9 protein-coding genes are annotated in these 13,635 nt (G+C 53.1%); 8 read left to right on the forward strand and 1 reads right to left on the reverse strand.

Annotated elements, in window-relative coordinates; all coding sequences use genetic code 11:
* Positions 1 to 2 precede the first annotated feature (2 nt).
* The 7 genes from JMF85_RS14080 to JMF85_RS14110 all read left to right on the forward strand — a co-directional run bounded on the left by JMF85_RS14080 (position 3) and on the right by JMF85_RS14110 (position 11,647).
* Positions 3 to 932 carry an ABC transporter ATP-binding protein gene (locus JMF85_RS14080; protein ID WP_127607292.1) on the forward strand — a complete coding sequence of 310 codons (930 nt, stop codon included), beginning with the start codon at positions 3 to 5 and terminating at the stop codon, positions 930 to 932.
* Complete coding sequence (locus JMF85_RS14085) at positions 929 to 2,404, forward strand: ABC transporter substrate-binding protein (protein ID WP_127607294.1); 1,476 nt, start codon at positions 929 to 931, stop codon at positions 2,402 to 2,404. The genes JMF85_RS14080 and JMF85_RS14085 overlap by 4 nt, the downstream gene beginning before the upstream one ends.
* A gap of 49 nt (positions 2,405 to 2,453) precedes the next feature.
* Positions 2,454 to 4,673: a hypothetical protein gene (locus JMF85_RS14090; protein ID WP_127607296.1), complete on the forward strand. Its 2,220-nt coding sequence runs from the start codon at positions 2,454 to 2,456 to the stop codon at positions 4,671 to 4,673.
* Positions 4,674 to 4,868: 195 nt separating this feature from the next.
* Positions 4,869 to 5,390 carry a GbsR/MarR family transcriptional regulator gene (locus JMF85_RS14095; protein ID WP_054798722.1) on the forward strand — a complete coding sequence of 174 codons (522 nt, stop codon included), beginning with the start codon at positions 4,869 to 4,871 and terminating at the stop codon, positions 5,388 to 5,390.
* Between the two features lie 115 nt (positions 5,391 to 5,505).
* Positions 5,506 to 8,604 carry an efflux RND transporter permease subunit gene (locus tag JMF85_RS14100; protein ID WP_201318406.1) on the forward strand — a complete coding sequence of 1,033 codons (3,099 nt, stop codon included), beginning with the start codon at positions 5,506 to 5,508 and terminating at the stop codon, positions 8,602 to 8,604.
* 51 nt (positions 8,605 to 8,655) lie between these two features.
* Complete coding sequence (locus JMF85_RS14105; RefSeq protein WP_201318407.1) at positions 8,656 to 9,912, forward strand: efflux RND transporter periplasmic adaptor subunit; 1,257 nt, start codon at positions 8,656 to 8,658, stop codon at positions 9,910 to 9,912.
* A gap of 31 nt (positions 9,913 to 9,943) precedes the next feature.
* Positions 9,944 to 11,647 (forward strand): hypothetical protein, encoded by a 1,704-nt coding sequence (locus JMF85_RS14110; protein WP_054798723.1) that lies wholly within the window; start codon positions 9,944 to 9,946, stop codon positions 11,645 to 11,647.
* A 72-nt stretch (positions 11,648 to 11,719) separates the two neighbouring features.
* Here JMF85_RS14110 and JMF85_RS14115 read toward each other — a convergent pair whose 3' ends face one another.
* Positions 11,720 to 12,727 (reverse strand): phosphatidylinositol-specific phospholipase C/glycerophosphodiester phosphodiesterase family protein, encoded by a 1,008-nt coding sequence (locus tag JMF85_RS14115; RefSeq protein ID WP_141333741.1) that lies wholly within the window; start codon positions 12,725 to 12,727, stop codon positions 11,720 to 11,722.
* A 180-nt stretch (positions 12,728 to 12,907) separates the two neighbouring features.
* On the opposite strand from JMF85_RS14115, the gene JMF85_RS14120 reads away from it, so the two are divergent.
* The gene (locus JMF85_RS14120) at positions 12,908 to 13,480 is read left to right on the forward strand and encodes a phosphatidylglycerophosphatase A family protein (protein WP_054795552.1); all 573 of its coding nucleotides are present in this window, start codon (positions 12,908 to 12,910) and stop codon (positions 13,478 to 13,480) included.
* The last annotated feature ends 155 nt before the right edge of the window (positions 13,481 to 13,635 follow it).

The following is a 13,635-nucleotide window of genomic DNA, read 5'->3' on the forward strand; positions in this document are numbered from 1 at the left end:
CAGTGATTCATTGCGAAGGACTCGTCAAAATCTACAAGACCGACGATCTCGAGGTCGTCGCCCTGCAAGGCTTGAATATCGAGGTCGCTCCGGGCGAGATGATGGCGATTATCGGCAACAGCGGAAGCGGGAAATCGACGCTGCTCAACATATTGGGCGGCTTGGACCGTCCTTCCGCGGGACAGGTGAGGGTCGGCGAATGGAATTTGCTGAAAATTACCGATGACGAGCTTGTGAAGTACAAGCGGAAAACGGTTGGTTTCATCTGGCAAAACAATGCGCGCAATTTGATTCCGTACTTAACCGCGCTGGAGAACGTAGAGATGCCGATGATGCTGAGCGGTACCTACGACCGCGCTTACGCGCGTCAGCTGCTCGAGTGGGTCGGCTTGAAGGAACGCATTCATAACAAGCTGCAGCAGCTTTCCGGCGGAGAACAGCAGCGGGTGGCGATCGCCATAGCGTTGGCGAACCGGCCGTCGCTGCTGCTTGCGGACGAACCGACCGGTTCTGTCGATACGCGAACGTCCGATATGATCATGGATATTTTTCGCCGGCTGAATACGGAGCTTGGGGTCACCATTGTGATCGTCACGCACGATATGACGCTGGCGGGTAAAGTGGACCGTGTCGTGGCGATTCGCGACGGCATGACGAGCACCGAGTTTATTAAACGCAACCCGGACCTCGATCGGGCGGGAGCGGAGTCGGCTGCCTCGCTGGGGGGCGTACATGAGGAGTATGTCGTGCTCGACCGCGCGGGCCGGCTGCAAATTCCCGCCTCGTACTTGAAGTCGCTTGGGATCGAGGGCAAAGCGTCTATGGAATTCGATGGAGAGAAAATCATTATCAAAACGCCGAAGCTGCTGGATGATGTTCAGGCACCGTCAAACTTCGGAGAGAAGAAACCAATCGGAGGGGTAAAACGATGAATAAACGACTGAAACAAACGATGCTGCTTTCGCTCGGCGTCGGCTTAATGGTACCGATGCTGCAGGCTTGTACGAAAGCGGGCGGCTCCGACGACAATACGGAGAAGGTGCTGCGCATCGCGACGACGATGTACAGCGGGCCGGACGGCGAATATTTCCGCCAGCGGTTTACCGAGCTTTACGAATTCGCCAACAAGAACGTCAAAATCGAAGTGATTCCGACCTACGATGAGAAGTACATGTATGGGTATGTCCAGCCTGACCCGAAAGAAAAGCCGGAGGACCCGTTAGCCAAGCTAAAGGAGCTTATGCAGGGCGACAATCCGCCGGACGTCGTCGTGTTCGGCTACGAGCAGCTGGAAGACTTGATAGCCGACAACCTGCTTACGCAGCTTGACCCGATGATAACGAAGGACAAATTCGACACGAGCGACATCGTGCCTGCTGTTATTGACGGCATCAAGAAGCTTGGCGACGGTAAAATTTACGGCTTGTCCCCGACGTTCAACTCTTCGGCGGTCATCTACAACAAGAAGATATTCGACGAAGCGGGTGTCGAGTACCCGACGGACAAGATGACCTGGCAGCAAATGTTTGACCTGTCCCGCCGGGTAGCCAAAGGCGAAGGCGCGGACCGCAAATACGGCTTCTCGTTCTCGACCTACAACATGGGCGGTGATATGACCTACGCGACGCAAATGTACACGGCTCCGCTGCAGCTGCGCATGTTCGACGAGCAGGGCGAGAAGATGACGGTGAACACCGACCAATGGGAGAACGTCTGGAAAACGATGCTGCAGCTCAAAACCGAGAAGCTCCTGCCGGAGCAGCTCGATATGTCGCAAATGAGACAGATGGATCAGCAGCAAACGTATAATCCGTTCCAGCACGACGACTTTTTATCCGGCCGTGTAGCGATGTCGATCATCAACTACGGCGAACTGGATCGCGTCATCAATGCGATGAAGAACGCGGAGGGCATTAAAGGCTTTACTCCGTTCGATTGGGACGTGGTAACGCTGCCGGTGCATGAAGAGGCGCCGGACGTCGGCGGGTTCATGGGTATGGAAGGCGTCATGGCGATCAATTCGAAGGCGCAAAATGCAGCCGAAGCCTGGAAGTTCATCCAGTTCGTGAACGGCGAAGACTGGGCCAAGTTGAAAGCAAGCAGCAATCATAATATCGTCTCCCGTCAGAAGTACATTAAGAAGAAAGACGGCATCGAATTTAACCTGAAGGCGTTCACGACGCTGACGCCGGCGCTGATGCTTGACAACAAGCTGTACCGCGAGCGACAAAACCTGTATCGCGTGAACGAAATCGGCTCCCGCCTGCTCCAGGAAGTCTCGCAGGGCAAACTGCAGGTTCGTGACGCGTTAAAGCAATGGGAGACGGAAGGCAACCAGCTGCTGCAAAAAATTAAAGAAAACCCGAACGGTCCGATCGACATGCCGATGCCGATGGCGGGGTGAGGGTTTTATTGGGCAAGCGACTTCACCTTAGAGGAGGAAAGCAACGAACATGAATCAAAGACGTAAACGTGTCAACAGGGCTTGCTTGTGGTTTCTAGCTTCCGCCTTGACGCTGGGCAGCGCCGTTCCCGCTTTTGCGGCGGACGGCCCGGCCGGCGGAACATCCAGCTCCACCGTGCTTTCGACGGGCAATGCGCCGTCGATCGGGCAAGTGAGCGTGAACGGCAACAGCACGTTCGAGGTGAAAAACTTATCGATGCTGCCGGAACAGGGCAGCAAGACTGTCATTTTCACCTTAACGGTCCATAACAACGGGACGAGCGACTTGCAGTTCATCGATTATTGGGTCCGGCTGCGTACGGCTTCCGGCAACCAGATTACGGTGAAGGTGCTCCCGCAGGATAAGGACAAAAACCGGATTACCCCGAAATCGAGTCAGGATATCGGGTTTTATGCGACGGTCAATGAAACGACACAGTTGAATGACCTTATTTTTGAGATTATCCAATGGGATTTCAGTCAAGCGAACTTCGAACGCAAGCTTGGGGAGGTGCAGGTGCCGGACGACTACAGCATCGTGACCCCGGCAGGCGCTCCTCGAACGATTCAAATGAACGGAAACCCGGTCAAGACGCAAATTGAGAAAGTGTATGTCGGAAAAAACGAGAAAAACTACACGCCGACGATCGTGCTGAATATGGCCAATACAGGCAGTCGAAGCGTGGCCGTGCCGACCTATCAATATTTAATTCGAACGAGCGAAGGCTACATGTACCCGCTGAATCCGAAGGGCGCGAAAGAGCTGACCATCCTTCCGCAGACGGATAAGGATATCGAACTGACGGGATCGGTGCCTGTTTCCTTATCGAAGGAAGGGTGGCAGCTGGTGATCGTCCAGAATGCGGCCGATCTCAAGCTGAACCTTCCTGTCGCGTATTACACGCTACCTGCCGTATCGGAACCCGACAGCGTCGGTACGGGCGTCGCGTACGATTTCACCAACAAGGACGGTACGTATTCGGCGGAGCTGAATGCGGTTCAAAGAATGCCGTGGGAAGATCAGGACATTCTGGCAGCGAAGCTGCTGCTCGGCAACAAAGGAACGGAATCGCTGCCATTACCGGACCTAACCGGGTATTTTATGCTGGACGACAACATCAAAGTGGAAGCCAAGCTGATTCGTACGGATAAGGTCATTGGTCTGGCGGCCGGCGGGAGTGCGCAGTACCAGTTTATCGGGAAAATTCCGTACACGTACGAGTTCGCAAAAGCGAAGCTCGTTCTCCAGGAAAAGGCTGCAGTCGGCGGCGGCTCCGGGGGAACCGGCGGCACGGACGGGGGCGGCTCGACGGACAGCGCGAGCTCGGAGGATTTGCTCGAATTCGAGCACAGCTCGGAGCTGATGAGCATCCCGCTTAACAACGTCGGCGAAACGTACAAAGTGACGAGCGTTGGGCGCAGCGCCAGCTACAAGGTGCGCAAGCTGACGACATACACCGGCGACACGGCCGATACGATCGCCGTCCAGCTGGAAGCGGTCAATGAAGAGAAGCGGTATAACAGCGTGTCGAAGCTGGTCGGATACTTCAAAACAGCGGACGGCACCGTTCTCCCGGCGACCTTCGGCGAGATCAAGAACAAGATCAGCCCGGGAGGAACGGCCCTGCTGCTCATGTCGAGCGTCATTCCGAAAGGGATGGATACGAATGGGCTGCAGCTGATGATCGGCGATGCGGTCACGCAAGACAAGCTGACCGAAGGCGAGAACAAGCCGGACGCTTACGTGAACGCCGCGTCGTTCTGGCTGCCGGCCGAGCAGAAGGAAGTGCAGCCGAAGCTGCTGAACATCGATCTGGCGCCGTATAAGCTGTCGATGAGTAAGATTCATACGCGCGGAGACCAAGAGGGCATTCACTTGTTTTTCGATTATGAGCTGAGCAAGAACCTGCTGAACGAAACGAACGTCGAGGGGCGCAAACTCGTTATTTCCTTGGAAGATCGTGAAGATCGCGTTAAGTTCAGCTGGGATTTCGATTTTAAAGACTTTGAGAATTCGGATACGTCGAATGGCAGCGACCCTTCGCAAAATATAACAGGCAAACTGCTGCTCGGCAAGAAAGAAAAGTTTAGATTGGATAAAAATGACAGTAATTTCATTTATTTGGTCTCGTACCTCAAAGATTACGATCTGAAGGTATACGAATCGATCAACGGTCATAAGAAGCTGCTAGCCTCTCAAAAAATTACCTGGTTTGAAACGACGGACTAATTCATCGTAACCGTGCTTGCTCAGTTTCGTATAACTGACAGGCGCGGTTTTTTTAACATAATGCTCACAGAATTGAACACTTGGTTAATTTTATGTGGAACATATTGACAGAGGGGGTTGTTGCACAGTAAGTTATTATCGTTAACAATTTTGTTAACGGCGGAAACATACATAACCCTGAGGAGTCTATGTAAGATGAATTCACCACCTGTTTCGTTCTCAGACCTGAAGCGTTCGGAAAGCAACGTGATGTCTCTATCCTTCGAATCTGAGGGCTATAGTCCGCTGGTCGGTAAAATTTTCTCGCTGCTGCTGTTCGCATCCGAGCCGGTCAGTCTGCAGGAAATGGCCGATCAATTGGGTGTGACGAAAGCGGCCGTCAGCGTGCAGGTGCGCACCCTGGAGAAAAACGCGCTATGCACCAAGCTTGCCACCAGCAGCGACCGTAAAGATTATTACTACATCTCAGATGACGTCAACATCATCACGCTTCGAGGGACGAGGCAAAAGATTGAAATTTATAATCGCCACGTTCAAACGACGCTGGAGACGATGGAAACCATCGGGGATCTCCCGCCCGAAGAACGCGCCTCCTACGAGGCTGCCAAGCGGAGGTACAAGGAAGCAGTGGCGATGTATCAGCTTATTTTATCGCGGCTGGAAGGCATCGAAGAGGAGTGGCAGCTCGTGAAACAAAAGCTTGAAGAAGAAGCTTGACGAAAAAGTTTGACGAAGGATCGCCTTCTAGCCGAAAAACATTTTCAAAAAAATGAAGGGGACCCTCCGAAAGCTGCGTCTAAGTTGTCAGCATTTCTAATGGAGGAGTAGAGAGATGAATCAATTAACAAGTTTTTCCATGAAGAACATCACGGCCGTTATCATCATTGTTCTTCTCTTATTCGGAGGCGGGGCCTACGCGGCGACGACGCTGAAAGTAGAAAGCATGCCGGATATCTCGTTTCCGGTCGTCCTCGTCAACACGCAATATACGGCGCCCCCGAAGGACGTGCTCGAAGACGTCACGAAACCGCTGGAGAAGGCGGTCGCGAGTCTCGAAGGGATTAAAAATTTGAAGTCCACGTCCAGCGATAATTTTTCGCAAATCGTGATCGAGCTTGAACAGAGCATCAAGGCAGACGACGCCAAGAAGGACGTAGAGAGCTTGATCGCCAACGTCAAGCTGCCTTCCGCCTCGGAAAAGCCGAAAGTGCAAACGTTTGGTTTCGCTTCTGAGCCCGTATACTACTTGTCGGTTTACGCCAAGAACGGGATGAGTCAGCAAGAGCTTGACAAAGTGTACAAAGACGTCATTTTGCCGGGCTTCAACGCCATGAAAGGGATCGACCACGTAGATTCGATCGGCAACCAGGAATCCGTGCTGACGATGAAGCTGAACGCGAACGCGATCCAGAACTATGGCCTGACCCCGTCGCAGGTGTCGCAAAACATTCGGGCCGCTTTGATGACGAGTCCTGCGGGAACGGTCGACTTTAACGGGAACGAGCAGATGGTTCGCGTGAAGAGCGATTTGAACACGATTTACAATTTGGAGAATATGAAAATTACCGCCCCTGCCGGTACGACCTTGCTGCTGAAGGATATCGCGAAAGTGGAAGCAATCACGGAATCCACCTTCTTGTCCCGTCTTAACGGTCAACCGGCGATCGGCGTGCGCTTGTTCAAGACGAAAAATGCCAATGCCGTCGAGTTTGGCAACGAAGCCGATAAGCTGATGGAAGGCTGGAAGAAGGATTACCCGAACATCACCTTCCAAGCGATCTACAACGGCGCGCTTGACATTAAAGAGTCGATCAACGGGATGTTGAAGGAGGGAGCGCTCGGTGCGATTTTGGCTTCGGTCATGATCCTGCTCTTCCTTAGAAATGTTCGGATGACCATTATCGTTTTAGTCTCAATCCCGTTATCAACTTTAATTACATTGCTTATCATGGCGCCGCTCGGCATCTCGTTGAACATTATGACACTGGGCGGCATGGCGATCGCCATCGGCCGGGTCGTCGACGACAGTATCGTCGTTATCGAGAATATATACAGCCAGCTGCAAAAGGCGCAGGAGCGAAACGAGTCGGTCATCAAGCTGGCCACCGCCCAAGTTTCGTCGGCCATTACCTCGTCGACGATTACGACGGTAGGGGTATTCGGACCGATCGCATTCGTCAGCGGCGTACTGGGCGAAGTGTTCCGCCCGTTCGCGATTACGCTGTCCGTGGCGCTGTTGTCCTCGCTCTTGGTTGCGGTCACCGTAATCCCGATGCTGGCTAAGCTGCTTGTGCTCGGCAGCAAGAACATCAAAGCTCACGACGAGGCTCCCGTCGGCAAACTAACGCTTACATATAAGAAGGCTTTGACCTGGTCGCTTCGCAACCGGATCAAGACGCTGCTCATCGCCATGCTGGCGCTCGTCATATCCGTCGCCGGTACGGTGCCTTTCCTGGCTTCGGGCTTCATGCCGGAGAGCGAATCGGATAAGATGCTGATGTTGACGATCAAAATGCCTCGCGAAACGACAATCGAAACGATGAACGAGAAAGTGAAGGAAATCGAGAAGATGATGTTCGAATCGAAGGATTCGGCGGGTCAGCCGACGTTCGATTATGTGGAATCGTCCATCGGCTACAACGGGGGATCGGACCGGATCGCCTACCGTTCTTCGTTCTTTGCGGTCGCTTCCGCGAACTCTAATGCGAAGGATGTCGTTCAGGATTTTAAGAAGAACATCGAATACTTGCTGCCGAAAGGCTCCGAGGTTGACGGTTCGGTGCTTTCCATGGGAGGACCTCCTTCCGGCGGCGCTGACTTCAACTATGTGTTGAAAGGGGACGATCTGAACTATTTGCGTGAGGCCGCGCAATTGGTCCGCGACAAAATGAAAGAGTTCCCGGAAATGATTGATATTAAAGACAGCTTGAGCGAGTCGAAGCAAGAAATCGAAATTAGCGTCGATCAAAACAAAGCCAGATTGTTCGGCCTCTCTTCGGCGCAAATTATGGAAGGCGTGCACTCCTGGCTGGCAGAGGAAAAAATCGGCGATTTGAAATTCGACAACGCAACGTTTGAAACGAAGGTCATGCTCGATCCTAGCTTCAAAAACTCGGTCGATAAAATCGGCAGCTTTACGATCATTACGCCTTCCGGCTCCAAGGTTGCGCTGAATGAGGTGGCGAAAGTGCGCCAGATTGAGGCTCCGGTCTCCATCACGCGAGAGCAGCAGGAGCAGTATGTGAACGTAACGGCCAGGATCGATTCGATCGACAAAGGCGGCGTCAGCGCGAAAATTTCGGCAGCGCTTGATACATTAGAGCTGCCTCCGGGCGTACGGACGCAGGTAAAGGGCGTGACGGACGACATTCAAACGAGCTTTAACCAAATGTTTATTGCGATGATTGCTTCCGTCTTCATTGTGTATCTGATCATGGTACTTGCCTTCGGCAACGGCACCGCGCCGCTCGCCATCCTGTTCTCGCTTCCGCTTGCGGCTATCGGGGGGCTGATTGCCTTGCTGATTACAGGCGAATCCATCAATATTACGTCGCTGATCGGCTTCCTTATGCTGATCGGGGTCGTCGTAACGAACGCCATCGTTCTCGTCGACCGGGTACAGCAGCTGCGCGAAGAAGGATACGAAGTCCGCGAAGCGTTAATTGAAGCAGGCCTGACGCGTCTTCGTCCGATCATTATGACGGCCGGCGCTACCATTATCGCCTTGATGCCGCTGGCTCTCGGACTGTCCAAGGGGGCGCTGATTTCCAAAGGTCTTGCTGTCGTCGTTATCGGCGGGTTGACGACTTCTACGCTCCTGACACTCGTTGTCGTACCGGTCGCTTACGATTTAATTAACGGAGTTGTCCGCCGCTTGTTCCGCAAAAAAAATAAAGCTGTCGACGTCACTGCGACAACGGCTGCTCATTAAACCTGAATCAGGGTTTGTTGATTGACAGAGAGGGAAAAGGAGAATCGGTCCATGAATTCGACAATGAAGTCTACGTTGAAACACAGCACCAAAGTGGCGGGAGCCGTTGTGATCTGCACGGCGCTCATCGCGGGCTGTTCCGCACAACCGGCAGCTCAGCCGACGGCTGCCAATGCTGCCGAATCGCAATTGAAGGTCGTGAAAGTCTCACCGGTGGAGAAGAAGAAAATCGGGGATCCGCTTGAGCAAGTGGCCGATGTCGTCGCCTCCGTCCAAATGGATGTAATCACGAAAGTGAACGGCGATGTGCTCGAAATTTTGAAAAAACGCGGCGATGTGGTCGAGAAGGGCGATGTGCTGTTCCGCCTTGATCCGACGGATTTGCAAATTTCCAAAGAGAAGGCGCAAATCGCATTGAACGGCAGCCAGCAGCAATTGGCCAAAACCCGTAAGGATTTGGCTGACGGCAAACAAGATATGGTGAACGGCATCGCAAAGCTGGAAGCCGCGGTCCGGGATACCGAGAAAACCTATAACAAAATGCGCAACGATTATGACCTTGGTCTTGTGACCAAATTTCAGCTGGAGCAGCTTGAAACCCAACTGAACAACTTGAAGCTGGATCTTGAAAGCTCCCGCCAAAAGCTGAAAACGTTCGAGTCTACGAATCAACTCGCCCAGCTGGAGCAAGGCGTGCAGACGGCCGATGTGACGGTTCGCGAATTGGAGCGCAGCCTGAACAACACGGAGGTGAAAGCGACGGCCAGTGGGGTATTGACGGATTTGCCTGTGGAAATCGGGATGACGCTTAGTCCGGGCTTCAAGGGAGCGACGATTCAACAGCTCGACCCGGTGAAAATTAAGGCGGAGTTAACCGAAGAGGCGGCTCAACTGATCCGCGGCAAGCAGGAGCTCGAATTCTACGTTTCGGGCGAAACGGAGCGGGCGAAGGCGAAAGTCGTTTATTTGGCGGATGTCATGGGCGCACAATCCAAATCGTACGCTCTGGAGCTGGAAGTGGCGAATGCTGATCGGAAATTAAAACCGGGCATGAAGGCGCAAGTGTTGTTGACCGATGACAACGATCAAGTCGTGGTGACGGTTCCTACGCTTAGCGTCGTGCGGGAAGGAAGCGAAACGTTCGTCTTCGTCCTGGTCGGCGACACGGCGGAGAAGCGCAAAGTGGAGCTCGGCCGTTTGAACGAGACCATTCAAGAGATTATCTCGGGCGTTAAGGAAGGCGAGCAGTTGATCGTTTCCGGCCAAAACCAACTCAAAGATAAAGAAAAAGTGCAGCTGGCGAAGTAAGGCCAGAGCGGACTTGACAGGAGGAAAACAAGTGAACAACAAACTGAAATTATCTGTAGCATCCGTCGTAATTTCTGTCTCCCTTCTCGGTACCGGCTATTCGGCTCTTGCGGCCGATTCGGCCGCTGCCGGAGCGCCGGCTGTCGTTTCCTATAAGTTGACTGATTTGCTGGACGTTGAAGTGAAGGGTGTATTGAACGAGCGTGTCGATGCGGGTACGCGGATCGGCGTAGTCGTGAGATTGAAAAATAACGGCAGCGCCATTACGCGCGTACCGGACTACGAACTGCGCGTTAGAACGAACGAAGGCATCGAGTATACGCTGCAGGGCAGCGCCGCCAATGCCAAATCGCTTCAACCGAAAGCGACGACGGAATTAAGCTACATGACGACGATCGACCGGACGGACGAGGTCGTCTTGTCTCAAGTGAACTGGACGGATGTCGATTATTACGTGTATCCGAAGAAAGAGACGCTGATCGTCGGCATACCGGTTCAGGGTGTCTCTTGGCAAGGCAGCGACACGACGATCACGGATCCGGCGGCGTTGAAGAAATGGTCGGAATCGTTTACGATCCCGGGACTGATCTCGCCGCTGCAATACACACCGGTTTCTTTGAACAAGGAATCGACTGAACAGGGCACCGTGATTGTCGTTCAATTGCTGGCTTACAACCCGACGGGCAAGCGGGAAACGATCCCGGCCTTCGGAATCGACGGCAAGAGCGCCAGCAAGGTTTACGAAGGTTCCCGTGTAGAGCAGCGCAGCCTCGTACTGGAACCGAAGGAAGAGAAATATATTCATTATGCGATTCCAGTCGATCAGGATACAACGATCGAAAGCTTTAACGTGCTGACCCGGGAGTCGTTCGCGCAAGCGGGCGGCGTTACGAATTTCAATGTCGGCCGACTGAATATCATACTGCCTTCGAACGCAGTAACGACAGGCGTTGCCGCGTATAAGATCGGGACGCCGATTGCGTTCGACAAGCTGAGCGAGCTGATTCATCCGGATATGCAAGTGTCGGTTGTCGAGTTTGTGATGGACGAGAACGAAGAGGCCGGCAACAAACATGTAACGGCCAAATTTAAATTGACGAATAACTCCAGCAAACCGGTTGCGCTGCCAACGTTCCAAGCGGATCTGGTTAGCACGGACGGTTACGAATATGCCGGAAGCCGTCAGAACGTCGTTACGCGGACGGTCATGCCGAACTCTTCGCTGACGGTCAGCTACAGCTTCACAGTGCCGGTATCGGAGAAAGGCAATGGGCTTGTCATGAAGATCCAGGATACGACGTCCGCTGCCCCTTACAAATCGACGGTTGCCGTGTTCTCGACGGAGCTTCAAGCTCCTGAGAAAGGCAAATTCAGCCTATATCCGTTCGATGTGAAGGTGAAGGATTGGCATCTCGTTTCCGATTACGGCCCGACGACGCAATACCGTTATGCGTACCGTCTGAAGCTGGATCTGGCGATTCAGCGCGATGAGCAGGTTCAGTTAGACCCGAACTTCTCGAATCTGTTCTTCGAGCTGTACGATTCCTCCGACCGCCTTGTCGGCTCGGCAAGCGGAAGCCTGTACGGAACCGGGCGTCTGGTGAACGGGGAGAACAACATCACGATTAACGGAGCTTCGGAAACGTTTGATCCAAGAATGAAAGTTCGCATTTATGAAACGTTCCAAACGCCTGCGGGCGAAGCGAAACGGTTACTCGCCGAGTTTAAGCAATAATTCCGCTCATTCCTATAAGACGCAACAAAGCCGACCTTCTCGAGGTCGGCTTTGTTGTTTAGCTGCTTGCGGTTACGTGAACTTCGAGGCGATCCAAGCCTTGATCAGGGCGACGAGCCATTCCGCAAAGCCCGCTTCTTCGTGCACTTCAGCGGTTGTCGATGCTTGTGCTTCGGCCGTTGCGGCGGCAACGGCCGTCACCGGGCTCGCGATCACCGGACCTTCCGAAGCCGATTTGGCAGCCGGCGCTTCCAGCGGCTGCAAGCTGTCTGTATAGATCCCATGCACGCCCAATCGGCGAAGACGTTCTTCATCCTTCGGATCATTCACAGTATGGGCGTATACCTTGACGCCTTCTTGCTCGAGACGTCGAATCCAAGCTGCATCGACTCGTTCGACCGGCATGGCAATTGTATCGATACCGAACGATTTCACGACCCGGATCACTTCCCTATGACTGAGGGACGATAAATACAACGAATAGATGATGGACGGGAACGGATAAATTTGCCGCACTTGGCGAATCATTTCGGGGGTATACAACTCGGGTACGATCCGGTCTAGCAGCGCCGGATCTAACGCGTTCGCCGCGTCTATAATTTGCTGGAACTGCTTCTTTACCAGTTTCGGATCGGTTTCCTTCGTGTCCGTGATTAAGTAGGCGCCCGGATGCAGTTGAAGCAGGTAAAGGAGTTCTTTGATCTCCAGCGGTTTATATTTTTCAAGGATTAGACGTTCTTTGAATTGGTTGATTGTCATCGCTTGATCGCGGGTTTGTTCGGAGGCAACCGGTTGCTTGAGCAGGCGGGACAAATAGTCAGACCAGTCGTGTCTGGCTACGAGTCTGTCGTCGGACGTTAGGATCAGGTCGGCTTCGAATACGCGAAAGCCCTTGTCGTAATTGCGAATTAAAGCGTCGCCGGCGTTCGCAGCCGCAGTACCGTCGAGCTCTCCCAGTCCGTGCGCGATATACGTATGCTCTGTCCAAGCCGATGCCGCGTGAGCTGTTGTTCCGAAGAGGAAGCCGAAGATCAGGATGGCACTGAGGAGTGCCGAGATGGCAGGTGGACGTAGGGACATGGATTCCACTCCTTATGTCTGTTTGTCATTTATTAAACCAACAGCCAAGGAGTGTAACACGTTTTTGGAACAATGGGCGAACGACCAAGAGCCGTTTTTGAAAATTCCGAAAAACACCTGCGTACAAGCGGTTACATCCCATGGTATAATGAAATCACTTCATGTAAAGGGGCGATATTCATGAATCGTCAAGTTCATAGCAAGGAAGTCAAGGCCGCCGTCTACCGGAAGCTCCAGGAGCGCGGCGTCACCATAGAGGATATAGCCCTGATCGTCCGGGAGATGCAATTGCCCTACAACGCGGCGCTCACGATAGATCAATGCGTGGAAGCGGTCCATGCGGTACTGCAGAAGCGCGAGCTTCAGCATGCGATTCTCGTAGGTATAGAGCTCGATGTGTTGGCTGAAAAGGGCCTGTTGTCTGAGCCGATTCAATCGATTATCGCTTCGGATGAAGGCTTGTTCGGCTGCGATGAAACATTGGCGCTCGGGTCAGTTTTCGGTTACGGCAGCATCGCAGTTACGACCTTCGGCCATTTAGATAAACAGAAAATCGGCATCATCAAGCAGTTGGACACGAAGAACGGCCGAGGCGTGCATACGTTTCTGGACGACCTGGTGGCCAGTATTGCATCGTCCGCTGCCAGCCGCATCGCTCACCATCAGCGCGACCAGCAAGAGCGGGAGGAGCAGGATAACGTCGTTGTTCCCATCGTGCCGGATTTGGAGACGCCGGAGAAGAACGCAGGGTGATGCCCGCTCGGTGAGGATATAGATTTTCCTGAAATTGTACAATTATGCGAAAGCATCCTTAGAAATAAGGGTGCTTTTATTGGGTTACACTACAAGCATTGCTTCCTCTTCATTATGGAACCAGGCGGGGTGAGGACTGTTGAGATGGGTCTATT

This window comes from Paenibacillus sp. EPM92 (genome assembly GCF_016586185.1).
Taxonomy (GTDB): Bacteria; Bacillota; Bacilli; order Paenibacillales; family NBRC-103111; genus Paenibacillus_G; species Paenibacillus_G validus.